The 23326-nt window shown below is 68.3% G+C and carries 24 protein-coding genes; 19 read left to right on the forward strand and 5 right to left on the reverse strand.

Features of this window, described 5'->3' with window-relative positions; genetic code table 11:
- The first annotated feature begins 292 nt into the window (after window positions 1-292).
- The 5 genes from ACWEOI_RS32470 to ACWEOI_RS32490 all read left to right on the forward strand — a co-directional run bounded on the left by ACWEOI_RS32470 (window position 293) and on the right by ACWEOI_RS32490 (window position 4153).
- Window positions 293-1870: an ATP-binding protein gene (locus ACWEOI_RS32470; RefSeq protein WP_433673161.1), complete on the forward strand. Its 1578-nt coding sequence runs from the start codon at window positions 293-295 to the stop codon at window positions 1868-1870.
- Complete coding sequence (locus ACWEOI_RS32475; protein WP_379275509.1) at window positions 1867-2301, forward strand: roadblock/LC7 domain-containing protein; 435 nt, start codon at window positions 1867-1869, stop codon at window positions 2299-2301. Before ACWEOI_RS32470 ends, ACWEOI_RS32475 begins: the two co-directional genes overlap by 4 nt.
- A complete protein-coding gene (locus tag ACWEOI_RS32480) occupies window positions 2298-2645 on the forward strand; it encodes a DUF742 domain-containing protein (RefSeq protein WP_379275510.1) in 348 nt (115 codons plus the stop codon). Before ACWEOI_RS32475 ends, ACWEOI_RS32480 begins: the two co-directional genes overlap by 4 nt.
- Window positions 2620-3216 carry an ATP/GTP-binding protein gene (locus tag ACWEOI_RS32485; RefSeq protein WP_433673162.1) on the forward strand — a complete coding sequence of 199 codons (597 nt, stop codon included), beginning with the start codon at window positions 2620-2622 and terminating at the stop codon, window positions 3214-3216. The genes ACWEOI_RS32480 and ACWEOI_RS32485 overlap by 26 nt, the downstream gene beginning before the upstream one ends.
- A gap of 145 nt (window positions 3217-3361) precedes the next feature.
- Window positions 3362-4153 (forward strand): alpha/beta fold hydrolase, encoded by a 792-nt coding sequence (locus ACWEOI_RS32490; RefSeq protein WP_452362063.1) that lies wholly within the window; start codon window positions 3362-3364, stop codon window positions 4151-4153.
- On the opposite strand, the gene ACWEOI_RS32495 is transcribed toward ACWEOI_RS32490, so the two are convergent.
- Window positions 4154-4966 (reverse strand): MmyB family transcriptional regulator, encoded by an 813-nt coding sequence (locus ACWEOI_RS32495; protein ID WP_452362064.1) that lies wholly within the window; start codon window positions 4964-4966, stop codon window positions 4154-4156. It lies immediately after the preceding gene.
- 268 nt (window positions 4967-5234) lie between these two features.
- Here ACWEOI_RS32495 and ACWEOI_RS32500 point away from each other — a divergent pair, with 268 nt between their 5' ends.
- Genes ACWEOI_RS32500 through ACWEOI_RS32515 form a run of 4 tightly spaced genes read left to right on the forward strand, consistent with a single transcriptional unit; the run spans window position 5235 to window position 10109 of the window.
- Entirely contained in the window at window positions 5235-6416 is a 1182-nt protein-coding gene (locus tag ACWEOI_RS32500; RefSeq protein ID WP_452362065.1) for a 2-deoxy-scyllo-inosose synthase, read from the forward strand.
- Window positions 6417-6423: 7 nt separating this feature from the next.
- The gene (locus tag ACWEOI_RS32505) at window positions 6424-7707 is read left to right on the forward strand and encodes a DegT/DnrJ/EryC1/StrS family aminotransferase (RefSeq protein WP_452362066.1); all 1284 of its coding nucleotides are present in this window, start codon (window positions 6424-6426) and stop codon (window positions 7705-7707) included.
- Entirely contained in the window at window positions 7704-8909 is a 1206-nt protein-coding gene (locus ACWEOI_RS32510) for a GNAT family N-acetyltransferase (RefSeq protein WP_452362067.1), read from the forward strand. Before ACWEOI_RS32505 ends, ACWEOI_RS32510 begins: the two co-directional genes overlap by 4 nt.
- Before the next feature lie 21 nt (window positions 8910-8930).
- On the forward strand, window positions 8931-10109 hold the full coding sequence (locus ACWEOI_RS32515; protein WP_452362068.1) for a cytochrome P450: 1179 nt from the start codon (window positions 8931-8933) through the stop codon (window positions 10107-10109).
- Here the strand turns inward: ACWEOI_RS32515 and ACWEOI_RS32520 are convergent.
- The gene (locus ACWEOI_RS32520) at window positions 10084-11076 is read right to left on the reverse strand and encodes a GlxA family transcriptional regulator (RefSeq protein ID WP_452362069.1); all 993 of its coding nucleotides are present in this window, start codon (window positions 11074-11076) and stop codon (window positions 10084-10086) included. The two genes, ACWEOI_RS32515 and ACWEOI_RS32520, sit on opposite strands and share 26 nt — an antisense overlap.
- A gap of 91 nt (window positions 11077-11167) precedes the next feature.
- Here ACWEOI_RS32520 and ACWEOI_RS32525 point away from each other — a divergent pair, with 91 nt between their 5' ends.
- The gene (locus ACWEOI_RS32525; protein WP_433673170.1) at window positions 11168-11977 is read left to right on the forward strand and encodes a dienelactone hydrolase family protein; all 810 of its coding nucleotides are present in this window, start codon (window positions 11168-11170) and stop codon (window positions 11975-11977) included.
- A gap of 125 nt (window positions 11978-12102) precedes the next feature.
- Here the strand turns inward: ACWEOI_RS32525 and ACWEOI_RS32530 are convergent, their stop codons facing one another.
- A complete protein-coding gene (locus ACWEOI_RS32530; RefSeq protein ID WP_452362070.1) occupies window positions 12103-13110 on the reverse strand; it encodes an aldo/keto reductase in 1008 nt (335 codons plus the stop codon).
- Window positions 13111-13163: 53 nt separating this feature from the next.
- Between ACWEOI_RS32530 and ACWEOI_RS32535 the strand changes: the two genes are divergently transcribed.
- From ACWEOI_RS32535 to ACWEOI_RS32545, 3 genes are all read left to right on the forward strand, one after another.
- Entirely contained in the window at window positions 13164-13811 is a 648-nt protein-coding gene (locus tag ACWEOI_RS32535; protein ID WP_452362071.1) for a TetR/AcrR family transcriptional regulator, read from the forward strand.
- 118 nt (window positions 13812-13929) lie between these two features.
- Window positions 13930-14526, forward strand: a complete 597-nt coding sequence (locus tag ACWEOI_RS32540) for a GNAT family N-acetyltransferase (protein ID WP_452362072.1) — start codon at window positions 13930-13932, stop codon at window positions 14524-14526.
- Window positions 14527-14608: 82 nt separating this feature from the next.
- Complete coding sequence (locus tag ACWEOI_RS32545) at window positions 14609-15052, forward strand: hypothetical protein (protein ID WP_452362073.1); 444 nt, start codon at window positions 14609-14611, stop codon at window positions 15050-15052.
- Between the two features lie 16 nt (window positions 15053-15068).
- Here ACWEOI_RS32545 and ACWEOI_RS32550 read toward each other — a convergent pair whose 3' ends face one another.
- Window positions 15069-15668 carry a hypothetical protein gene (locus tag ACWEOI_RS32550; RefSeq protein WP_452362074.1) on the reverse strand — a complete coding sequence of 200 codons (600 nt, stop codon included), beginning with the start codon at window positions 15666-15668 and terminating at the stop codon, window positions 15069-15071.
- A 386-nt stretch (window positions 15669-16054) separates the two neighbouring features.
- Between ACWEOI_RS32550 and ACWEOI_RS32555 the strand changes: the two genes are divergently transcribed.
- Window positions 16055-16417, forward strand: coding sequence for a GFA family protein (locus ACWEOI_RS32555; RefSeq protein ID WP_379275556.1), 363 nt, complete (start codon window positions 16055-16057; stop codon window positions 16415-16417).
- Between the two features lie 176 nt (window positions 16418-16593).
- On the opposite strand, the gene ACWEOI_RS32560 is transcribed toward ACWEOI_RS32555, so the two are convergent.
- Complete coding sequence (locus ACWEOI_RS32560; protein WP_452362075.1) at window positions 16594-17265, reverse strand: class I SAM-dependent methyltransferase; 672 nt, start codon at window positions 17263-17265, stop codon at window positions 16594-16596.
- A 135-nt stretch (window positions 17266-17400) separates the two neighbouring features.
- Here ACWEOI_RS32560 and ACWEOI_RS32565 point away from each other — a divergent pair, with 135 nt between their 5' ends.
- The 5 genes from ACWEOI_RS32565 (at window position 17401) to ACWEOI_RS32585 (ending at window position 23322) form a co-directional block, all read left to right on the forward strand.
- The gene (locus ACWEOI_RS32565; RefSeq protein ID WP_452362076.1) at window positions 17401-17778 is read left to right on the forward strand and encodes a VOC family protein; all 378 of its coding nucleotides are present in this window, start codon (window positions 17401-17403) and stop codon (window positions 17776-17778) included.
- A gap of 125 nt (window positions 17779-17903) precedes the next feature.
- Window positions 17904-21164: an ATP-binding protein gene (locus tag ACWEOI_RS32570; protein WP_452362077.1), complete on the forward strand. Its 3261-nt coding sequence runs from the start codon at window positions 17904-17906 to the stop codon at window positions 21162-21164.
- Between the two features lie 73 nt (window positions 21165-21237).
- Window positions 21238-21405: a hypothetical protein gene (locus ACWEOI_RS32575; RefSeq protein ID WP_452362078.1), complete on the forward strand. Its 168-nt coding sequence runs from the start codon at window positions 21238-21240 to the stop codon at window positions 21403-21405.
- The gene (locus tag ACWEOI_RS32580) at window positions 21392-21865 is read left to right on the forward strand and encodes a DUF2871 domain-containing protein (protein WP_452362079.1); all 474 of its coding nucleotides are present in this window, start codon (window positions 21392-21394) and stop codon (window positions 21863-21865) included. The genes ACWEOI_RS32575 and ACWEOI_RS32580 overlap by 14 nt, the downstream gene beginning before the upstream one ends.
- The gene (locus ACWEOI_RS32585; protein WP_452362080.1) at window positions 21862-23322 is read left to right on the forward strand and encodes an amidase; all 1461 of its coding nucleotides are present in this window, start codon (window positions 21862-21864) and stop codon (window positions 23320-23322) included. The genes ACWEOI_RS32580 and ACWEOI_RS32585 overlap by 4 nt, the downstream gene beginning before the upstream one ends.
- Window positions 23323-23326: the final 4 nt, after the last annotated feature.

The following is a 23326-nucleotide window of genomic DNA, read 5'->3' on the forward strand; positions in this document are numbered from 1 at the left end:
CGCGCGGCCGTCGGCGGGGCATCCGAGCGGTGCCGGGCGCGGCGCCCGAGGTCGACGCCCACCTTGATGGTCGAGTGTCCAGAATTCGGGGTTCAGACCTCGGGTTCGGCGACCCGGATCGGCGGGTGCTCACGCAGCGAGCCCTCGGCCTGCAAGAGTGCGCTGAAATGCGATGAGCTGCATGGACTCCGGTCGGCGGTTTGCTCGGAGATACCGAAAGGTTCGGGGACACAGACGATTCTGCTATGGTGGCTCCGCCGATTTCAGGATCGGCCGGACGACAAGAGAATTGATGAATCAAGACAACGCCGTGCTGCTTTCCTGGGTCCTCGCCGCCGCTCTCGTGCTCGCGGTGGTAGGGGTGGTATTCCTGTGGCGCGCCGTGCGCGCCGAACGTGGGCGTGTCGCGGCCGTGCGCGAGGAGCAGTCGGATCGCGAGGCCGCCGTCGAGGCCATGATCGCGAATCTGACCGAGAATGTCGTGCCCGCCATCGGTGCGGCGGTGCGCCGCTCGGACCCCGACAACCCGACCGTGAACCTGCCGGTGGTGCTCGAACAGTCGCGTATCGCGGAGCTGGTGTGGCAGTGGACCGCCCGCTGCGGCGAGGAGCTGCAGAAGGTCGCCACCGAGACCGCCGAGCGGGTCGCGCGCGAGCGCGCCAACGAGACCCAGCTCGCCCTCGCCGAGGCCGAATCCTCCCGTGAGACCGCGATCGCCCAGGTCGAGGAGATGGCGCAGCTGGCCATCGCCCAGGCCGAGGAGGCCGCCCGGGTCTCGGTCGCGCAATCGAGCGAGAGCGCCCGCGCCGCGGTCGCCGACGCCGCCGACAGCGCTCGTGCGCAGGTGGAAGGCGCCGCCCGCGACGCCACCTCCGCGGCCGTGCGCGCGTTCGGCGCGTCCGTGGTGAGCCTGGGCGCCGACGTCAGCCAGGTGGTGAGCGCCGCGCTGCGCCGCCACCGCAATGACGAGACCTTCGAGACGCTCACCCGCATCGACCATTCCGTGCAGCAGATGATCCGTCAGGCGCAGTCCTACGTGATCGTCTGTGGTGGTCTGCCCGGCCGCCGCTGGCCGCAGCAGTCCCTCACCGACGTCGTGGGCGGGGCCACCGGCCGCGTGCGCGACTACACCCGGGTGCGTTCGGGCGAGCTGGACCGCCCGGTGGTGAGCCGTGTGGTCGAGCCGCTGGTGCACACCATCGCGACGCTGCTGGACAACGCGCTGCGCTACTCGCCGCCGACCTCGTTCGTGGACATCGGGTTCCAGGAGGGCCACCACGGGGTCACCGTCATCGTCGATGACGCCGGCGTCCGGATGAACCCCGAACAGCTCGAGGAGACCCGCCGCGTGCTGGCCGGCGACCAGGTCGTCGACATCCACGCGCTGGGCCCGACGCCGCGCGTCGGCTTCCCCGGTGTGGCCGCGCTGGCGCGCCGCTACGGGTTCTCGGTCTACATCGACGGCCCGAACATGTACGGCGGTATGCGTGCCATGGTGTTCATCCCCGAATCCCTGCTGGCCGCACCGGCCGCCGCGCAGCTGACCGCCCCGGCCGCGGTGCCCGCGCCCGCCCCGGTGCCGATGACCGTGGCGCCTCCCGCCCCGGTGGCCGCACCCACCCGGCTCCCCGCGCCCGACCCCGAACCTACTGTGGTGGCCATGGATTCGGTCGCACCCCAGGAACTGACCTCCGGCGGCCTGCCTCGACGGCGCCGCCGCTCCGCGACGGTGGCCCTGGCTGCCACCGCCGGCCCGGACGCCGCGGACCCCACCGCCCCCGCGCGTCCCGATATCGCCGCTGCCTGGCACAGCGGCTCCCAGCGCGGCCGTGCGGCCGCGTACGAGCACTCCGAAGGGATGACATCGTGACCGGTACGCCCGCGACGGCAGTGAGTGATACCAACCGGCTGGCCTGGCTGCTCGAGGATCTCGAGGCCCCCGGTGTCCGGTTCGCCGTGCTGCTGTCCGAGGACGGCCTACGCATCGCCCACACCAGCGGCGTCAGCATCGACGATGCCGAGCGGTTCGCCGCCGCGGCGTCGGGTCTGCGGGCCCTGGGCAAGGCGCTCGCCGAATTCTGCGGCGGCTCGCCCGGGAACTCGGTGCGCCAGAACATGACCGAATACGCCGACGGGATGATCTTCATCACCGCCGCCGGAGCCGGTGCGCTGCTGGGGGTCTCGACCACCCAGGACGTGGACGTCAGCCTGATCGCGCACCGGATGAACGAACTGGCCGGGCGGGTCGGGCGTGAGCTCGGCAGTACGCAGCGGACCAGAGTGGATCTGCCGCGGTCATGAGCCGGCCACGGCGCGATCCCGACCTGGTCCGGGCGTACGTGCGCACCGGTGGCCGATCGCGTCCGAGTCGGGCGCTGGATCTGGTCAGTCTGGTTGTCGCGGTAACCGATCCGCCACCCGGTGCGTCCCCGGACGCTCGCCGCATCCTGCAGATCGCTCGGCGCGGCGTGCTGACTCCCGCCGAGCTGGCGGCCTACCTGGATCTGCCGCCGTCGGTGGTGAAGATCCTGGTAGCCGATCTGCTCGACAGTGGCCATCTGGCCCACCCTGCCCCGGTGGAAGCGCTACCGGGACAAGCCCTCTTGGAGGAGGTACTCCATGGACTCCGCGCTCTCTCCGCATGAGCGCGTCGTCGACTATGTGCCGGAGACCGTCACCCGCACCGTGAAGTTGCTGGTGGCGGGGAACTTCGGCGTCGGGAAGACCACGTTCGTAGGCAGTGTGTCCGAGATCCGGCCGCTGCGCACCGAGGAGACGATCACCGAGGCCAGCGTCGGCGTCGACGATATGGCCGGGTTGCCGGGCAAGACCACCACCACGGTGGCCATGGACTTCGGCCGTATCACCCTCAATCCCCGCTTGGCCCTGTATCTCTTCGGCACGCCCGGCCAGCGCCGGTTCGTGCCCATCTGGGAGGACCTGGCCATCGGCGCGCTGGGCGCGCTGGTGCTGGTGGACACCCGCCGCCTGGACAAGGCCGACGAGGCGCTGTCGATCCTGGAGGAGCGCGGCGTGCCGTACGCGGTGGCCGTCAACGACTTCGACGGAGCGCCCCGCCACTCGCTCGAGGAGATCCGGGAGGCTCTCGACCTGGATCCGGACACCCCGCTGCTGCGTCTGGACGCCCGCGACCGCAACCCCTGCCTGCAGGCGCTGATCACTCTGGTCGAGTATCTGCTGGAGCCCCGCGTCTAGCCGTATTTTCTACGGGCAGAACATCATTCGTGGTGAGAGGCCCGGCGGAGCGGGCTGCGTGACGGATCTCGCAAGGACGGTCACCCGGTGTGGAATCTGCTGTACGGTGAGCGATTCCTGCAGGGTGAACTGAAGGAGTTTCGGAATGCCGTTTGCGAGCAGAGGATCGGTGAAGATCCACTACACCGATACCGGCGGGCCGGGTCCGGCGGTGGTGCTCGGGCACGGGCTGTTCATGGATCAGGCGATGTTCGCACCCCAGATCGAGGCGCTCGCGCCCGACTACCGCATCATCGCCATCGATTCGCGCGGGCACGGCGAGACCGAGGACGACGACACCCCGTTCAGCTATTGGGATCTCGCCCGTGACGCCTGGGCGGTGGTGGACGAACTGAGCCTGGACCGGGTCGTGGTGGGCGGCGTCGGGCACGGCGGGTTCACGGCCCTGCGTATGGCGCTGCTGGCGCAGCCGCGGGTCGCGGGGTTGATCGTGGTCGGCTGCAGCGGCACCGCCATGACCGCGCAACGCCGCGCCGGGTACCGGGAGGTGCTCGAGCAGTGGACGAGCAGCGCCACCCCGGGGCCCACGATCAAGATGGTGGGCTCGCTCATGGTCGGTGGCAGCGTCGAAGAGCAGCAGCCCTGGCGGGACAAGTGGGCGGCCGCGCCCCGCGACCGGATCCGGCTGTCCGGGGAATGTCTGGTCAACCGGGACACCGTGATCGAGCTGCTCGGCGAGATCCGGTGCCCGGCGCTGGTGCTGCGCGGGCTGGCCGATCAGGCGATCAGCGCCGAGCAGGTCGAGGAACTGGCCGCGGCCCTGGGCAATCCGGTGCCGGTGCACACCATCGCCGGGGCCGCCATGACCCCCTCACTCACCCATCCCGACGAAGTCAACGCGCTGCTGCGCGGGTTCCTCGCGGGCGTGCCCGTCTGATCACGGCTCGAGCAGTCCGATGAACAACTGGTGCGCCGGCCCGGGGGCGGTCGCGCGGTAGCGCTGCACCCGCACGTCGAACACGGTGGCGGTGCGGGGGTTCCGCAGCGTGAAGGTGGGGTCCTGGCGGCCGATGTGCACGTGCCCCTCGTTCCACAGCCGCCGGAAGTCGTGTTGCTCGCCCAGTTCCCGCAGCAGCCCGTCGAGGTCGCCGCTGACCGGCGCCCCGGCCGCGTAGGCGCGGAAGCGCCCGACCATCAACCGCGCCTCGCGCTCCCACTCCTCGAGCACGATGCGCGCCCGCGGATCGGTGAACATCCAGCGCAGCACGTGCCCCCGGCACGCCAGTCCCGGCAGCGCCTCGTCGAAGGCGCTGTTGCAGGCCACCACATTCCAGGCGTCGTCGATCGCGGCGGCCAGATGCGGCAGCAGGGCGTCGAGCGTGGTGCGCACCGCGGCGGCCGCCGTGTCACCGTGACGCAATGCCCGCGCCGACGACGCCGACGGGCGCTGCTGGGCCAGGTGATACAGGTGCACGCGTTCGGCCGTGTCGAGCTCGAGCACCACGGCCAGCGAATCCAGAATGGCCGGACCTGGATTGAGCGCCTCACCCTGCTCGATCTTGGCGATGTAGCCCAGACTGGCATGGGTGGCCTCGGCCAGCTGCTTACGGGTCAGCCCCGCCGGATAGCGCGTACTGGCCCGCGCCCGGCGTTCGCGCACGAACTCCGCCAGCGTGGGCGCGCGCAGCACCTCGACGGTCGGCAGCCCGAATTCGTTGTCGGCCAACGGCATCCCTTCGCACACGGTCATCTGCCCCCAGCCTAGGGGGCGGCACCGGCCCGGGCCGCATGGAACGACGACCCGGGGTGGCCGGAGGCGCCAGTACCACCGGCGGTGGTGGCGGCGCAACACCGTGTTTCGCACAGTGGTACTCGTGAATTCCCGTGCACCTGACTGGGGAATCCCAGCGGTTGCCAAGTGGGGAGCGCGCATTCGATATTTGCCGTGCGAGGGTCGGCAATGGCGCCGGCAAGGGAGTCGATGGGGGATCGGCCAATAGCGAGGAGCGGCACCGGAAATGGCCAATACTTCATTGTCGCGCGACGAATCGGGTCTACGGTCGCGCACGATAGTGATCGGCGAACAATCGTTTCCCTACTATTTCGGCCGCGACTGCGTCGCCGAGATCGGTGCGGCGATCACCGCCCTGGGACCCGACAAACTGGTGATCGTCACCGACGACGACGTCCGCGCCCGCTATCGTCACCACCTCGACACCCTGGCCGGATCCATTCCCGCGCTGATCCTCTCGCATCCCTCCGGCGAATCCATGAAGACGCTGACCTGCCTGTCGGGCCATCTGGAGACCGCGTTGCGGGCGGGTATCACGCGGCGTTCGGTGGTGGTGTCCTTCGGCGGCGGGGTACCCGGCAATCTGGCCGGGCTGATGGCGAACCTGCTGTTCCGGGGCGTGCGATTGGTGCACGTGCCGACCACCACCATCGCGGCCATGGATTCGGTGCTGTCGCTCAAGCAGGCGATCAACTCCGGGGTCGGGAAGAATCACCTCGGCACCTATTACGCGCCCGAAGCGGTATTCACCGACGTCGAACTGTTCACCAGCCTGCCCGATCGGGAATTGCGTTCGGGGCTGTGCGAAATGGCGAAGAATTGCCTCGCGATCCAGCCGTCCGCGCTGGACGGATTGCGGCGGGTCATCGCGGCGGGCGAATTGAGCAGCCCGCATTCGCTGCTGTGGTTGCTGGACGCGAGCATCGCCGCGAAATCCGCGGTCACCCGGTCGGACACCTTCGAGCGCCGCGCCGGGCTGGTCCTCGAATACGGGCACACCACCGGGCACGCCATCGAGATCTGCGATCACCGGGTACGCGGGGTCGCCGGACTTCCGCACGGCGCGGCGATTGCGCTGGGAATGCTGGTGGCCGCGCATATCTCGCACGCGCGCGGGTGGCTGTCCGATGACGAGGTGAGCGTCCACTACGAGATCGTCACCGGGCTGGGCGTGGAGCCGGCGCTGCCCGCGTCGGTGAGCGTCGACGATGTGCTCGCGGTGATCGCCGACGACAACAAGAAGGGGTACCTGCCGCCGCGGCCGGGCACGGTGCCGTTCGTGCTGCTGCGGTCGCTGGGTCGCCCGGCGCTCACCGGCGACCTGCCGCTGGTGCCGGTCGAGGTGTCGGAGATCCGGGCCGCGCTCGATGTCGTCGCGCGGGCCTCCGCGCCGGTCGTGGTCGGGTAGGCCCGCGATGCTCGCACTGCACGGGGGTGCGGCGGTCCGCGGGGGACGGACCTGGCCGCGCTGGCCGCAATACGACAATCGGACCGCGGCGGAACTGCTTGCCGCGCTGCACTCCTCGCGCTGGTCGGTGACCTGGTACAGCCCGCGCGGCGGCAAGTCCCGCGAGCGGCTGTTCGGTGAGGCGTTCGCCCGCTACAACGACGCGGCCTACGGGGTCAGCGTGGACCACGGGTCCAGTGCGCTGGTGATCGCGTTGGAGGCGCTGGGGATCGGGCCCGGGGACGAGGTGGTGGTACCCGCCATGACCTGGGTCGCTCCCGCGACGGCGGTACTGCGTGTGGGCGCGGTCCCGGTGCTCGCCGATGTCGATCCCGATACCGGCTGCCTGACCGGTGATGAACTGCGCGCGGTCGTCTCGGCGCGCACCCGGGCGGTCATCGTGGTCCATCTGGCCTGCACGGCGGCCGAACTCGACGACATCGCGGCGGTCGCCGGTGACGAGGGACTCGCGCTGATCGAGGACTGCTCGCAGGCCCACGGCACCCGGTGGGCCGGGCGCGCGGTCGGGACCTTCGGGGCGATCGGGGTGTTCAGCCTCGGCGCGGCCAAGCCACTGGCCGCGGGGGAGGCCGGGGCCGCGATCACCGACCGCCACGACCTGTACGAGCGAATGCTCATGCTGCGCGCCGACTCTCGCGCATACACGCAGGACGCGCCCGGTGCAGGGGAGTTCGAACTCGTCGAACAGGCCACCGTCATGGGCGCGAACTACTGCATGTCCGAACTCACCGCGGGACTCCTGCTCGACCAGTTGCCACGCCTCGACGACCAGCACGCGCTGCGTGAGGCCAGGGCCAAGGATCTGGAAGCCGGACTGCCCGACATTCCCGGCTTGGCACGCATCCCCGTCCCCGCGGCGGTGGATCGGCGCGCCATCTACGAATACGGAATCCGGCTGCAACCCGGTGCTTTCGGTCTCGCGACCGTCGATCAGGTGGCGGCAGCGCTCACAGCCGAACTCGGAACGAAGGTCTACCCGCCCCGCGATCCACTGCACCGCAGCGCCCTGCTGCGTCCCCAGACCAAGCCCCGCTTCGCGCGTCGCTGGGCCGAGGCCGTCGACCGCGCCACCGGGCGCGACTTCACCGGCGCCGACCACTACCGCGACCACACCCTGCTCATGCACCACAGCGTGCTGCTGGGCGAGCGCGCCGACATCGACGACATCCTCACCGCGCTGGACAAGGTACGCACCCACGCCGCCGCCCTCGACCCGAAAGGCCTGGCATGACCTCGGAACTCATGGCCGACTGGCAGAGCCGCACCATCGACGGGATCCGCACCCGCCGCGCCGCCGAATCCGATTGGGAGGCGCTGCGCGGACGCTACGACCGCGCGTTCGGGGGCGTGAAGACCCACGATTTCGAGGCGTGGAAACGGCAGTTCCGGCTCGAGGACATCGCCGTGGTGGAAGACGTCACCGAGGCCGGGGAGCCGCGCATCGTGGGGACCGCGGCCATCATTCGCACCACGGTGACCGCGCCGGGCGGGGCACAGCTGACCGTCGCGGCCTGCGCGCAGGGCATGGTCGCCACCACCCATCAGAAGCGCGGAATCTACGCCAAGGTGCAGGCCGAGCTGATGGCCATCGCCATGGAGACCGAAGCCGACGTGTTCGCCGCCATGCCCGGGCCCGGCGGCAGTTATGCGTATGTCGGCGTCACCACCCACACCCGGCATCTGCGGATCGACCGTGGGCGGGCGAAACTCCGGGCGGCCGAACCGGATTCGGGTCGGGTGCGGGAGTCCTTGTACGCCGAATCGATGGGGGAGTTGCGTCGGCTCTACGCCCGATGGCAGCAGGCCACGCCCGGGGCGCTGGATCGCGCGGAGTCCTGGTGGCCCAGCGCGTTGAACCCGCGGGCGTTCGTCCTGACGCACGCCGACGGCTATGTCGTCTACGAACTCGCCGGAGACACCGTGCATGTGCGCGACTTCTGCGCGCTCACTGTTCCCGCTCATCGCGAGCTCCTGCGCTGCCTGCTCGGACAAGGCGAGTACGCCCGAATCCTGCTCGACACCGCCATCGACGACCCCACCCCGCTGTTGCTCGAGGATGCCCGCGCGGCGGCGGTGACCGGCGTCGACGCCGGGCTGTCGACGTGGATCCTCAACCTGCCCAAGGCGATCGGCGCACGAGAGTTCCGGGCGGACTTCCACGGCGTCATCGAGGTAGCCGATCCATGGGGGTTGAGCGCCGGGACCTACCGGCTCGACATCACCGGCGGCAACGGCACCTGGACGCCCGCCGAAGGCGCTGCCGCCGACGTCCGCATCGGGCCGCTCGAGCTCACCACCGCCTACTTCGGCACCCACTCCATCAGCGAGTTCGAGCGCGCGGGCCGCGTGCGATCACTCACCGCCGGTGCCGCCGACGCGCTCGACCGCGCCTTCGCCACCGCGCGGAAACCCTTCAACACCACACCTTTCTGAACGCACCCGAGGACACCACCGATGACAACCACCCCCGCCGAACCCCTGCCCGCCGACGGCACCGCGCGCGACACGACCCCGTCGGTCTGCCCGGTGACTGGCGTCGTCGGCTCCGGCATCACCCGCACCACCACCCCCACCGGCGATTCCGCCTGGCTGGCCACCGGCTACGACCTGGTCCGCGACCTGTTCACCGACCCGCGCCTGGGCCGTTCGCACCGCACCCCGGACACCGCGGCGCGCCTGGGGGAGTCGGCGTTCTCCGGCGGCCCGATCGGCAACTTCGACACCGAACTCGACGACCACGCCCGCATGCGCACCCTGCTGCAACCGCACTTCTCACCCAAACGCATGCGGGAACTGCGCCCGCGCGTGGAACAGCTCACCGCCGAACTCCTCGACGCCATGGAGGACCAGGGCCCGCCCGCCGACCTGCAAGCCGCCCTGGCGCTTCCGCTTCCACTGCTGGTCATCTGCGAACTGCTCGGCGTCCCCTACGAGGACCGCAACCGCTTCCGTGACTGGGTCGACGCCGTCGGCAATGTCGCCGACCGCGCCAAGGTCGAACAGGGCGTCGCCGAACTGTTCGCCTACTGCCTGCACCTGGTCGGCCGCAAACGCCGCGACCCCGGCGACGACGTGGTGTCGCGCCTGTGCGCCGTCGACGGCGTCACCGACGACGAAATCGCCACGCACGCCATGGTTCTCCTGTTCGCCGGCCACGAAACCTCCGCCGTCCAGATCGGCGTCGGCATCCGCATGCTGCTCGAGAACCCCGCCCAGTTCCAGCTCCTGCACGAGCGCCCCGACCTGGTCGCCTCCGCCGCCGAGGAACTCCTGCGCGCCTGCCACGCCAGCAGTCTGCCCCGCTACGCCCGCCACGCCCTCACCGTCGGCGACACCGACATCGCGCCCGGCGATCTCGTCCTGCTCGGCGTGGCCTCCGCCAACCACGACCGCACCACCTTCACCCACCCGGACCGGGTCGACATCACCCGTCAGGAATCGGCCCACTTCATGTTCGGCTACGGCCCCCGCTACTGCCTCGGCGCGCCGCTGGCCCGGCTCGAGCTCCAAATAGCGTTCTCGCAGTTGGTAACTCGTTTCCCGACGCTCACCTTCGCGGTGGACCCGGCCACCCTGACCGAACGCGACGACATCTTCACCGGTGGGCTCACGGCGTTGCCGGTGCGCTGGTAGCCGAGCGCTGGAAAGCGGTTCTGTACTCGCCGGGCGCGCACCCGGTGTGCCGTCGGAAGAGTTTGGCGAAGGTCGCTGCATCTCGATAACCGACGAGATGACTGATCCGCGCCACTGAATGGTCGGTTTCCTCCAGGAGCAGGCCGGCCCGACGCACCCTGGCGCGCTGAAGGTATTCCAAAGGCGTCTGCTGCGTTTCGCTGGTGAAGCGGCGCAGCAGTGTCCGCGGGCTGACCCCGATGACCGCGGCCAGGGCGTCCAAGTCGTAGCGCTGGTCGAGATTTCGATCCAGGTACCGCGTCACCTCTCGCGACAGCCGGCCACCGCGGCGGGCGGGAACGAGTGCTGGATCGACGTAGGGCGTTTGCTGAGTTCGAGTGTCATCGAGCAGCGTCAGCCTCGCGGTCGTCCGCGCCACCCGATCTCCGTGGTGTTCACGCACCAGCGTCAACGCCAGGTCGTACATCGCGCTGAACGCGGCAGTGGTGATCACCTCGGCCTCGGCGACCACCACCGTGCGCTCGGCCACGACACTGACATCCGGGTACGCCTCCGCCAGATCATGCGCGTACAGCCACGAAGTGGTCGCCTCGCGACCACCGAGCAGCCCGGCCTCGGCCAACAGGAACGCCCCGACGCAGATCGAAACCACCTTCGTCCCCTGCGCGCGAAACCGCTGAATCGCGGCGATCTCCGGCACCAATCGCGACCGCACACCCGCGAACGCCGCGCCAGACCCCGTGTCGAACCCCGGCACGATCAACACATCCACCTCGCGCAGCGCCGACACCGCGACCCGCAGCCCACCCGCCGCCACCACCTGCCGCCGCGGCGACATCACCACGATCTCCGGCGCCTGCCCCGCCGGCGCGACCTGTGCCGCGATCGTCAGCAGATCCGGCACCGAGTACACCTGCGACGCGAAGCACCCGTCGTACGCCAGCACCCCCACCCGCAACCGCGTCACACCACACCTCCCGATCCGATGGCCAGATCACCCTCATACCTGGCGATCCAGCCTATGTGACAGCCCGCCCGCACGCCCTACCTTCCTCCTCATGGACCACGACCCCCTCGACGACTTCACCCCACGCGCAGTAACCGTCGACGACATCACCAAGATCGTCCACGTCGCCGGATCCGGCCCCGCCGTCATCCTCATGCCCGAAATGCCCGGCATCAGCCCCGACGTAGCCCGCTTCGCCCGCTGGATCCGAGACGCCGGCTTCACCGTCCACATGCCCTCCCTCTTCGGCGTGGACGGCGCCTACCCCACCGTCGAACTGGGCAAGCGCGTCTACAACCACATCTGTGTGAGCGCCGAATTCCGAGTCCTCGCCGGAACCGGCACCAGCCCCATCGTCAGCTGGCTCCGCGGCCTCGCCCGCCAAGCCCACCAACAATGCGGCGGCCCCGGAGTAGGCGCCATCGGCCTCTGCCTGACCGGAAACTTCGCCCTCACAATGACCCTCGACCCCGCCGTCATAGCCCCCGTGATCAACCACCCCTCCCTCCCCTTCGACGACCCCGCCGCCCTCGAACTCTCCCCAGCCGACGCCGCCGCGATCGCCGCCCGCTTCGAACGCGACGACCTCCGAGCCCTCGGCTACCGCTTCGAAGGCGACAAATGGTGCACAGCAGCCCGATTCACCGCCTACCACTCCCTCCTGGGCGACCGCTTCGACGCCCGAGTCCTCCCCGCCACCCAAGCCAACCCAACCCCACCCCCCTTCTTCGCCCAAGTAGTCCAAACCCCCCACAGCGTCGTAACCGCCCACCTCGTAGACGAACCCGGCCACCCCACCCTCCAAGCCCGAGACGAAATCCTCTCCTTCCTAACCACCCGCCTGACCGCCCCCGCGCCATAACGGTAAGAACCGTGTCACCTGGTACATGAAGCGTCGCCGCCGAGATCGGCCCCGTAGGTAACTCGCGGCATCGAAAGGCGGTGTTCTCGCAGCGGCAGATGGCGCATCAGCGATGCGAATCGAGATCAGGCTGCGCTGGTGAACATGCCGTTGACCGGTTCGTTGGCGGGCGCGGACAGCGCATCGAGACGTTCGGTGAGTTCGGTCGGCAAGTCGATCTCGGTGAGATTTTCATCGAGCTGCTCGATGGTGCGAGGGCCGATCAGGGTTGAGGTGATGTCCGGCCGACCGGCTACCCACGCCAATGCGACGGCTGCCGCGGCCGTGTCCAATTCGGTTGCGGCACGCGCCACTTCGTTGGCGATGCTGAGGTTGTGGTCGGTGAGCAGATCGCCGGCCCAGCGTTGGGCCATCGGCGCGGGTGAGGCCAGTAGCCGACCGAGTCGGCTATCGCCCTCCGCGACTGTGTCACGGTAGCGGCCGGTGAGCACGCCCGACCCCAGCGGACTCCAGGCGGTGACGCCCAGTCCGTGACGGTGGCAGGCCGGGAGTATCTCGGCTTCGATGGTGCGCGCGATCAGCGAGTACTGGGCCTGCAGCGCGGTGAACGCTGTGCCGCCGACGCGCTGTGCGGCCCATTGCGATTCGACGATCTGTGCGGCGGTGAAGTTGGAGCAGCCCAGGTAGCGGACCTTTCCCGATCGGATGAAACCGTCCAGGGTCGCCATGGTCTCCTCGATCGGGGTGTCTGGATCCCATTGGTGGCAGTAGTAGATGTCGATGTAGTCGGTGTTCAACCGGCGCAGACTCGCCTCGAGCGCGTGGGTCAGATGTGCCCGTGACAACCCGCGCTGGTTGGGGCCGTCACCCTGGGGCAGAAACGCTTTCGTCGAGACCACCACCCGGTCACGGCGGCCACGCAGGGCGTCACCGATGATCTGCTCGGATTCGCCGGAGGTGTAGCCGTCGGCGGTGTCGATCAGGTTGTGTCCCGAGGATAGGAATCGATCGATGATGCGCCGTGCCTCGGTCCGGTCGCAGCCGGCGAAGTAGACCGAGTCTCCGAAGTTCATGGCGCCCAGGCTGATCGGTGAGACCTTCAGTCCGGATTTGCCCAGTGTTCTGTAGTGCATCGTGCCCTCCCCGATAGAATCGGAATCATGATTCCGATTAGAAAATACGGAATATGGATTCCGTTTGTCAACGGATCTTCGTCGTGACGGGCGAGCGAGTGCTGCGCGCCGATGCCCGGCGTAATCGAGCGCGGGTACTGGAGGTGGCCGAGTCGGTCTTCGCGGCACAGGGAGTCGAGGTGCCCGTCGAGGAAGTGGCACGCGCTGCGGGAGTAGGGGTCGGCACTGTGTATCGGCACTTCCCGACCAAGAAGGATCTTGTCGAAGCGATCGTCGCCGAACGTATGCGGCGGCTGGTCGATAGGGCGCGAACGCTTGCCGCCCATACCGATTCGCCGGAGGCATTGTTTCAAGTCGTGGACTGGATCGTGGCCGAGGCCACGGTGAAAAAGCACCTCCAGGCTACGGACACTGCGCCCGGCGCCGACAAACCCGCAGCCCTCGAAGCCCTCGCCGCGGACCTGCGAGCAGTGCTTTCCCAGTTACTGGCCGCCGACCAGGCCGGCGGCACTGTACGAGCGGACATCGAGCTGCCGGATCTTCTGATGGCCCTCTACGGCTTGAGCGCCGCCGCCGAACACTACGGCTGGGACACGGCCCGCCGCCACCGCGCGATAACCACCGTCTTCGAAGGTCTTCGGCCACGCGAGAGATCCCAGAACTCTGGCCAACCCGGCAGCTCTGCGTACATCGAGCGCTGAAGCGCATTCGTACGCCGACATGCGGTGTTCGTGCACGAGGGCTTGGCGGAACCTCTTGGCGTTGTAGTGTCACCGCCATGGCGAAAGCCGTTGGGGAAGCGATTATTCGGGGGTAGTCATGGCGTCGATTCTGTCGGGAAAGCTCGTTGAACTGACCGAGCTATCCCTCGATGATGTGGCACCTCTGGCGGCCGCGGCCGCCGAGAACCGCACCTCCTACACGCATGCCCATGTCCCGGTTGACGTCGAGGCAATGCACCGCTGGGCCGATCAAGCTCTGGCTGCCCGAGCAGCTTCCCGCCAGCTCCCGTGGGTAATCCGCCGCGCCCACACCCGGGAAGTCATCGGCACCACCAGCTTCCACCTCGAACACTGGCCCTGGCCCGGCCGCACCACCACCCCACCCACCCCCGACGCCGTCGAAATCGGCTCCACCTGGCTGGCCCACTCCGCCCAACGCACCGGCGCCAACCGCGAAGCCAAAATCCTCCTCCTGGACTACGCCTTCACCGACTGGCAAGTCCACCGAGTCCGCTTCCGCACCGACGTCCGCAACACCCGCTCCCGCCGTGCAATCGAATCCCTCGGCGCAACCCTCGACGGCATCCTCCGAGCCGACTTCTCCGACCCCGACGCCACAGTCCGAGACTCCGCCTACTACTCCATCCTCGCCACCGAATGGCCCACCATCCGCTCTTCATTGGTCACCGAATGACGGCCGCCAACTCCGGCTCAACCGCCTCGCAGTGTGTAGGCAGCCATATTTACGCATGTACGAATCCAGATGGGGTATCTGAATGGGATTGGTCGCACGCCTGTGGGACGCAGGCCTAGTACCGCTCTGTGACGGCATCTACCGGCCGGACGACACCGGCTTGGAGTTGGACGTCGACGGTCCTGGCGCTTATCACCCGGATGCCGGGCAGCCCATTCCTTTCGATATCGGTGGCTCGTTCGACGTGGTTGAGGCCATCGAGGAATACGGAACCTATGAGTTCGACACCTACTTCGAGGCCCCGATCCCGGACGGCTCCGGACTGATGACAGGCGGCGGCTACGCAGCGAGGGGTAACAACGGCTACATCGCACGGGTGAACTCCGCCGGCTCGTTGCAGTGGGTTGCCCCCATGTTCGATGCGAACCCGTTCATCGGCGTGCACTACGAAGGCATGACCGCCGTTCTCACGAACAACTGGCGAAACCACCTCAGGCTCGACCTCACCCACCCCGCACTGCGTTGACGCACTGAGTGTTCTGTTACCCGTCGACGTACCAGTCCGGTGCCGGTTCGACGGACTGCAGCAGTCCCCAGTCGATATGGGCGAAATAGCGCTGCGAACATCCGGTGTCGGGATCGGTTGCGGTGAAGGTGACTACGTCTCCCACCGCACCGAATCCGTCGACGTACTCGACTGGTCCCACGCTTGAATCTCGTAACTCTCCGGACGTGCACGACCAGGGAGTCAGATCAGCGACGGAGTCGATCCGCGGCGGTGGTAGCTCGGGTCTGCGAAGCAGTCGCCTGACCATGTTGTGTCCACGGTGAAGTTCCATGAACTCGACCTGCAATCCTGACCAGAACGACAGATCCCACCGCGCATATCGGATCTCACGGCCGTCATGATGTTCACTCCACCCCGAAGTCGCTGCGCCCCACGCTGTTACGTACTCGTCGATCGACCTGAAGTTGTTGGTCGCCTCGCCGTAGAACCAACGCTTCTGCGCGATCGCGGTATCGATGCGGGTCGCGCCGATTCGACGAAGCAACTCTGCCGCCTGGGCAGGGGCGCTCCGACACATCGGGTGAAGCATCGCCAGTTGATAGTCATACAGCGCCGTGACAGGTTTCCCAGCCATCATCCCCCTCGGCAGAATCCCATCAAACCTACCAGCGGGGGCGACCACTCACTGACATGCCGCGTTCCGCGCTGACCGGACCGGCCAGCGCTGGCAGTCGTCGGCGGGACCGGCCACGGAGCTGGGCTTTTGCTCCACTTTCGATGCCTCTGAGTCAGGAAACTGCGTGAAACCACTCGAGAATGGAGCAGCAGCCCAGTCCGCCGCCGAAGGCCGGCCGCCAAGCAGCTTCGCGAACACGCCGCGATGCCGCCGATCGCGCGATTCATGGCGGCCGCAGCGCCTGCCGGCGAACGCACTGATCTGCCGAGTTGATGCGTCTACCGCAGTCGGCGGTGGGCTGATTGTCGGTGTGGTTGGCTAGGATTCGCGTCGTGTCACAGACGATGAATGGCGGCTGTCTCTGCGGCAATGTCCGGTTTTCCGCGACCGGCGACCCCGACTTCCCGCATTTGTGCTCGTGTGCGCACTGCCAGCGGCTTTCAGGCGCGCCGGTGATGTCCTGGGTGTCCTTCCCGGAAGATGGATTCGAATGGACCGGGCCAGGTGGGGAGCCGACTTGGTTCGAGACTTTCCCGCAGATATGCCGAGGGTTCTGCCCGATGTGCGGGTCGACCGTGGCATCCAAAGGGGACGAAGCCGGACTGGTCGGGGTCACGATGATGGCGTTGGACGATCACGCCGGTCTGATACCAGTCAAGCAGAGCTTTGCCCACAACGCAGTCCCGTGGCTTCCGCGGTTGGTATGACTTCGAGCCGCGCATGAACGTCCGCTTCTGCCGCATACCCGCTGACCAAACCGGCCCGGCACGGCCGTCTGCAGCTGGAACTTGGCGTGGCGCAGGACGTCCGCAAGTGGCCGAATGCGGGACACCGCGAGCGCGTCTAGCTGGGGGCTCCTGACTGAGAGAGATCCGGCGGAGATTTAGTTTTCGGGGTCGCCGATCTTGCGGCGCGCGAGGATGATCCCGCCGAGCGGGCTTTCGGCCGAGGTCAGAGTTTTGTCGGCCTCTACGGCGAAGCCGGCATCGTCGAGCCACCTGCGCATTCGGCTGTGCTGGCGACGGTGGACATGGAGATGCATGGGGTGTCCGCCGTAGCCCTGGGTTTTCAATTGCGAGTCGTCTCCGACGTGGAAGCCGAGTAGTAGTGGTCCGCCTGGGCGAAGCACTCGCTGGAATTGGTCTAAGACGGAACCGATCTCGTCGTCGGGGATGTGGATCAGTGAGTACCACGCGACCAGGCCCGCTATCGAGGCGTCCGGGAGGGCGAGGTTCGTCATGGAGCCGACTTCGAATCGGAGGCCGGGGTGATCACGGCGGGCCGCTTCGATCATCCCGGGTGAGAGGTCGATTCCGAATGCGTCGACGTCCAGTTGTCGTAGGTGGGCGGTGATCCGCCCCGCCCCGCAGCCCACATCCGCGACCAGGCCGCCGCCCTGGGCGCGTACTCGTTCGGCGAACGACGACAAAGCTGAGCGTTCTTCGGGTGTTTCGTCCAAGAGGTGACGGGTGAGGTCCGCGTAGGTAGTCGCGACCGTGTCGTATGACCTCTGTGTCGCTTCCAGCCAGCCGTCGGCGTTCAGTCCCGTGCCCACAGTCGAACACTATCCCGACCCGAAGAGCGAAGAGTCGGCCCTTCCTCTGTGACAGTCAGTCCGGTGCTCGTCTGTGATACCGATAGAGGTGGAGCGGTCCTAGCGAGCGGCGGGGCCGGACGCCTCGGGGGAGCTATGACTGCAATTGCCAGGTTCGGTGCTATCGCACTCGACAGCCACGATCCACGTGGACTCGCGGTGTTCTACCGCGCACTACTGGATTTCGAACTGCGCTACGAATCAGACGAGTTGGTCGTGCTGCAGGGCTCGAAGGTGACGTTGACGATCGAGCATGTGGCCGACCACAGGCCACCGGACTGGCCGAACAATGCGGTACCCAAGCAAATGCACCTCGATCTGTTCGTCACCGATCTCGACGCCGCAGAGCAGGCAGCCATCGACTGCGGCGCAACCAAACCCGACTTCCAGCCCGCCCCCGAACGCTGGCGGGTGCTTGTCGATCCTTCGGGCCATCCCTTTTGCCTGACCATTGCGCCCGGCACCGATCGATGATTCCGCGCGACCACCTGAAAGTGCCGAGCATCCGTTCACGCCGCTGACGGTTCGCGGTGCTCAACGTGGTGCGGTTTGACGAGAGGCTCGATGCCACGCAGGATCGATTGTGCGATGGGTGATTCATGCTGGTAGGGCTGTTGGGTCCGGTGATGGTGGAGGCTGCGGACGGGGCGCGGGCGTCGGTCGGGGGGCCTCGGGTGCGGGCGTTGCTGGGGTTGCTGGCGTTGGAGGCTGGGCGGGTGGTGCCGGCGGCGCGGCTGGTGGATGGGGTGTGGGGGGAGGATCCGCCTGCGGGGACGGGGAATGCGTTGCAGACCTTGGCGAGTCGGTTGCGGGCGGCGATGCCGGGTGTGGTGCGGAGTGATGGGGGCGGGTATGTGCTCGAGCTTGCGCCCGAGGATGTCGATGCGCACCGGTTCACTCGTGAGGTGGAGGCGGGGCGGGCGTTGCTTGCGGCTGGGGAGGCCGAAACGGCAGTCGCGCGCTTTGACGCCGCGCTGGCGTTGTGGCGCGGGGAACCGTTCACCGATGTGGGGGAGTCGGAGGTATTGCGTGCTGCGGCACTGCGATTGACCGAGCAGCGGCTGGACGCAATCGAACTGTGGGCGGACGCTCTGCGAGCCTCGGGTCGCGGCGGTGAGGCGCTGCGTGAGCTCCACGCGGAGGTGGTGGCGCATCCCTACCGTGAGACGCTGGCCGCGCGGCTGGTGCGGGCATTGGCGTCAGCGGGACGAACATCTGAGGCGGTGCAGCAGTTTCAGCGCATTGAGTCTTTGCTGCGAGAAGAACTCGGCACCGCGCCTGCCGAGGTGCTGCGCTCGGCTTTGGCTGAGATCCATACCACCGCGCGTTGGGATCGCGTGGTCGGCGAACCTGCCATCGAGACGAAATCGGGCTCGAATTCGACGGGAGTCGCGGAGGTATCCAGCACCGGCGGTACGTCGAAGATCGCCGCGTCGCTGCCCCGGCGGCACACCAGTTTCGTTGGACGCGGCCACGATGTGGAAGGTGTGCGGCTGGCGCTGCGCGAGAACCGGCTGGTGACGCTGTCAGGTTCCGGGGGCGTGGGGAAGACCCGACTCGCGGCCGAGACGGTCGGGGCGCACGCCGTGGATTGGGCGGATGGTTACGCCTTCGTCGAACTGGCCGCACTCGAGCGCGAACGAGCCGACCGGTCGGCTGTGACCGCGGTCGGGGTGGCGATAGCGAATGCCCTCACCCAATTCGAGCGACCCGACGAGCTGTCCACGGAGTGGGCCGACGTACTGGAACGGACGCTGTCCGGCCGTCGAATGCTGCTGGTACTCGACAACTGTGAGCATGTCGTGGAGGCAGCCGCCCGTCTGATCGACGATCTCCTGCAGCGGCTCCCCCTGCTGCGGGTCCTCGCCACGAGCCGGGAACCGATCGGCGTGGACGGCGAGCGGCTGTATCCGGTCCGGACCTTGGATCTGCCTGAAGCCGATGCCGATTTCCCCGCTGCCGTCGCATCACCTGCGGTCCGCTTGTTCATCGACCGCGCCACGGCGGCGCTTCCGGATTTCGTTTTGTCCGAAGGCAATTCGGCCGGTATCCGGGCCATCGTGCGCGAACTCGATGGCATGCCGCTGGCCATCGAACTGGCCGCCGCTCGCCTTCGGAGCCTGCCGCTACCGGAGCTCGAGGCACGGCTCACCGATCGATTCCGGCTGCTCACCAACAGCACTCGTCACGCGGTCGCGCGCCATCGCACCCTGCACGCGGCGGTCGCCTGGAGCTGGGAGCTGCTCACCGATGCGGAGGCCACCGCGGCGCGGCGCTTCTCCCTCTTCGCGGGTGGTGCGACCTTGGACGCCGTCATCGGCGTGTGTGGTCCCGACGCCATCGACACGGTCTCCTCGCTGGTGGCGAAGTCGCTGGTGGACTTCGATGGGCAGCGCTATCGAATGGCCGAGACCATCCGAGCCTATGCGACCGCCGAACTGACCGCGGGCGGCGAGGCGGACGCGGTCGCCCGCATCCATGCCGACTACTTCCTGGAATTCACGGACGCCGCCGCGCATGGATTGCGCACGACCGCGCAACCGGATTGGCTCGCGCGCCTGATCGCCGAACACGGCAATGGTGAGGCCGCTCTGCGCTGGGCCCTGGAGGTCGGCGACGGCGAGCGCGCGGTTCGCCTGTTCGCGAATCTCGTCTGGTACTGGCTGCTGCGCGGATTGCACGCGGACATCTCCGAACGCCGCCGCGAGGTCCTCGCCCTGCTCGGCGACACACCACCGCCGGGCTGCACCGGGGCCTACCTGGCCTGCCGGTACGCAGAGGACGTGCCGGCATACTTCACCAACATCTGGTGGGGTCAAATCCGGGAGAACACCGGGGAATTCGAGCGACTGACCCGCGCGGCCCTCACCGAGGACCGGCCCCCGCACCCGATGTTCGTCTTGATCCTGGCGCTGCGTGACCTGCTCGGCGAGGATGACCGCCTGCTGACCGCGTGCACCACCTCCGACGATCCGTGGTTGCGCGGAAATGCGCTGATCGCCAAGGGTTTCGATGAACTCGGCGGCGACCATCCGGCCCGCGCGCTACCGGCACTGGAGGCGGCCGTGGCCTGCCTGAGCGCGCACGGCGACGCCCGGTCCCACAGCCGCGCCCTGATCTCCCTGGCCAGCTACCGGACCCGGATGCTCGGCCTGGACAGCGCTCGCCCCCTGATCGCGAGCGCGCTGGAACTACTGAGCCCCGATCTGGGCGCCGGCGAGCGCATGGGCGTGCTGCTGTTCACCGCCGACATGTACCTGGTCGGCGGCGACGCGGATGCCGCGGCGGCCTACATCGATCGGGCCGAAGCCGTGATCACGCCGCACATCATTCCCGCGCCCGGGCGCTTCCTGACCGCGATGCAGGCGCACCTGGCGCATCTGCGCGGCGACGACGACGGCGCGATCGAGCTGTACCGACGCATGGCCGAGTATCCGCTCCCCATCGGCCCGCCGCCCGCGGGCCGCCACGACACCGTCCGCTTCGTGAACCTGGTCTTCGTGACCACCGCCCACGCGGCGGCCCTGGTCGCGGCCGGTCGGCCGGACGACGCGCTGCGGGAGCTGGCGGTGCCCCGAGATCTGGCCGCCCAATCCTCGGCTGCGCTGCTGGCCGAGATCGGAATCGGTTATGCCCTGGTCGCGCTGGCGAAGGACGCTCCGGGCAGCGCGGCGCGGATTCTCGGCGCCACCGACCGGATCAACCGGCGGGCCGGAGTGATCCGCATCGGCCCGTTCCGGCGGCGCGCACTCGACCAAGCGGAGGCGGCGCTCGGCGCGGCAAGGCTGGGCGCGGAGTTCCTCGCGGGCGCACGACTTCCGGACGAGGCGGTGCTCGAACTGCTGCGTACCGTTCACTGACAACGACTGTCAGCGGACGGTACGGGCCGCACTGGATGCTCGGGACGCGAATCCCACCGATCCAGGAGTGCACATGCCCGTCCCCTCGAACACGGAATCCATTGGTTCCGTGCGTGGTTCCCGCCGACCAGGCGGCCGCCATCGCCGCGGCTCGACCGCGACCGCCCTGTCGGTGCACGGTCTCACCGCCGCGATGGTGGCCACCAGCGGCGTGCTGGTGCTGCGACGTGAGAACCGGTGAGCGCCCGATGAAGACGCTGGTCACCACCGCCCACATCTACATGATCATCGGCGTGTTCTCGGGGCTGTACTACCGCGAGATCACCAAGATCGAACATTTCACCGGGCAGACGCAGCTCGGTGTCGTGAACACCCATGTGCTGGCGCTGGGGATGCTGTTCTTCCTCATCGTGCTGGCTGTGGAGAAGCAGTTCACGCTCAGCGCCTGGAAGAGCCTGTTCACCTGGTTCTTCTGGCTGTACAACACCGGCCTGGCCATCACGATCGCGGTCATGACGCTGCACGGAACCCTCACCGTGCTCGGCAAGAACAGCAACGAAGCCATCGCGCTGGTCGCCGGTCTGGGCCACATTTTGCTGACCGCCGGGCTGATCGTCTTCTTCATCGCTCTCGGCAAAGCCGTCGAAGCCAGCCGAACCGTGCGCACCGCAGCGGTATTCGCCGAGCAGGAGGCACCGTGAGCACCAGTCACGACGCCCTCTGGACGCACGATGCGGTCTCGCTCGCGGCGCTGATCGCTGCGGGCGCGGTCACCGCGTCCCAGGTCGTCGAGGCGCACCTCGAGCGCATCGCGCAGGTCGATTCTGAAATCGGTGCGCTCACTACAATCTTCGCCGACACCGCGCGCACGGAGGCCGACGCGGCAGACCGCAGTGCCCCGACCGGGCCACTGCACGGGGTTCCGGTCACCGTCAAGAACAACCTCGATGTCGCGGGCAGCCCGACCACCTGGGGCGTCGCGGGCTTCGGACAGTCCATCGCGACCGCGGACGCACCCGCGGTGGCCGCGCTGCGGCGAGCCGGGGCGATAGTCATCGGGCGAACCAACATGCCGGACTTCGCCACTCGCTGGCACACCGACAACGACGCGGCGGGCCCGACGGTGAATCCGTGGTACCCGACACGCAGCCCGGGCGGTTCCAGCGGTGGCGACGCGGCCGCGGTGGCGACGGGCATGACGCCCCTGGGCCTGGGCACCGACTTCGGCGGTTCGCTGCGGGTGCCCGCCGCGTTCTGCGGGGTCGCCTCCCTGCGCACCACCCCCGGCCGGGTGGCGGTGGCATCCAGCCTGCCCGGGCCCGCACCCGCGCCGACGAACCAATTGTTCGCCTCGCCCGGCCCCTTGGCGCGTACCGTGCGTGATCTGACGACGGTGTTCGAGGTGCTGAGAGACAGCGCCGACGTACGCGATCCGGGATGGATTCCGGTGCCGGACGCGACGGACGCCACCCCGCCCGCGGTCGCGATCACCCTCGGCGACGATATCGATCCGCAGGTGCGGTCCGCGGTGCTCCGCTGCGCCGAGGCCCTCGAACGAGCGGGATATCCAGTGGCCGAACTGGATCCGCCGCACCTGGGAGACGTGGCGGCCGACTATGGCCGACTGGTGTCCACCGAAGTGGTGGTGCAGCGCCGCGAGGCCATGCGACGCTTCGGCAGCGCCGGGCTCAACACCTTCGTGGACGCGGCGATCAACCTGTTCCCGCCGCTGGACCTGGCAGGCTACATAACCGCGTTGGGTGAGCGCCTCACCCGCCGCGCGGCCTGGTCCCGGTTCCTCGCGGAGCACCCCGTCGTGCTCGGCCCCGTCTCGACCGAACTGCCTTGGCCGGTCGACTACGACCTCGGCGGCACCGCGCAGGTCGCGACCATGTATGCGGCGCACCGCCTCACGATCGCCGCGAACTACCTGTCCCTGCCCGCGGTGACGGTCCCGGCGGGCGTCTCGGTCGAAGGTCTTCCCATCGGGGTCCAGCTGATCACCGCCCCGTTCGCCGAGCGTCGCGCGCTCAGGGCCGCCGCCCATATCGAGGCGGCCTTCCCGATGCCCACACCGATCTCCCCGGCAACCGACCCGACCATGCAGTGCCCCGCTTTCGGTCGGGCTGCGGCCGGTGGCTCGGGCTCTGCCCTCTGAACAT

Source organism: Nocardia sp. NPDC004340, assembly GCF_053602575.1.

Coding starts and splice junctions, on each gene's coding strand:
- ACWEOI_RS32470 (WP_433673161.1), top strand. CDS start 293: ATGAATCAAGACAACGCCGTGCTGCTTTCCTGGGTCCTCGCCGCCGCT.
- ACWEOI_RS32480 (WP_379275510.1), top strand. CDS start 2,298: ATGAGCCGGCCACGGCGCGATCCCGACCTGGTCCGGGCGTACGTGCGC.
- ACWEOI_RS32485 (WP_433673162.1), top strand. CDS start 2,620: ATGGACTCCGCGCTCTCTCCGCATGAGCGCGTCGTCGACTATGTGCCG.
- ACWEOI_RS32490 (WP_452362063.1), top strand. CDS start 3,362: ATGCCGTTTGCGAGCAGAGGATCGGTGAAGATCCACTACACCGATACC.
- ACWEOI_RS32495 (WP_452362064.1), bottom strand. CDS start 4,966: ATGACCGTGTGCGAAGGGATGCCGTTGGCCGACAACGAATTCGGGCTG.
- ACWEOI_RS32500 (WP_452362065.1), top strand. CDS start 5,235: ATGGCCAATACTTCATTGTCGCGCGACGAATCGGGTCTACGGTCGCGC.
- ACWEOI_RS32505 (WP_452362066.1), top strand. CDS start 6,424: ATGCTCGCACTGCACGGGGGTGCGGCGGTCCGCGGGGGACGGACCTGG.
- ACWEOI_RS32510 (WP_452362067.1), top strand. CDS start 7,704: ATGACCTCGGAACTCATGGCCGACTGGCAGAGCCGCACCATCGACGGG.
- ACWEOI_RS32515 (WP_452362068.1), top strand. CDS start 8,931: ATGACAACCACCCCCGCCGAACCCCTGCCCGCCGACGGCACCGCGCGC.
- ACWEOI_RS32525 (WP_433673170.1), top strand. CDS start 11,168: ATGGACCACGACCCCCTCGACGACTTCACCCCACGCGCAGTAACCGTC.
- ACWEOI_RS32530 (WP_452362070.1), bottom strand. CDS start 13,110: ATGCACTACAGAACACTGGGCAAATCCGGACTGAAGGTCTCACCGATC.
- ACWEOI_RS32535 (WP_452362071.1), top strand. CDS start 13,164: ATGGATTCCGTTTGTCAACGGATCTTCGTCGTGACGGGCGAGCGAGTG.
- ACWEOI_RS32540 (WP_452362072.1), top strand. CDS start 13,930: ATGGCGTCGATTCTGTCGGGAAAGCTCGTTGAACTGACCGAGCTATCC.
- ACWEOI_RS32545 (WP_452362073.1), top strand. CDS start 14,609: ATGGGATTGGTCGCACGCCTGTGGGACGCAGGCCTAGTACCGCTCTGT.
- ACWEOI_RS32550 (WP_452362074.1), bottom strand. CDS start 15,668: ATGGCTGGGAAACCTGTCACGGCGCTGTATGACTATCAACTGGCGATG.
- ACWEOI_RS32555 (WP_379275556.1), top strand. CDS start 16,055: ATGAATGGCGGCTGTCTCTGCGGCAATGTCCGGTTTTCCGCGACCGGC.
- ACWEOI_RS32565 (WP_452362076.1), top strand. CDS start 17,401: ATGACTGCAATTGCCAGGTTCGGTGCTATCGCACTCGACAGCCACGAT.
- ACWEOI_RS32570 (WP_452362077.1), top strand. CDS start 17,904: ATGCTGGTAGGGCTGTTGGGTCCGGTGATGGTGGAGGCTGCGGACGGG.
- ACWEOI_RS32575 (WP_452362078.1), top strand. CDS start 21,238: ATGCCCGTCCCCTCGAACACGGAATCCATTGGTTCCGTGCGTGGTTCC.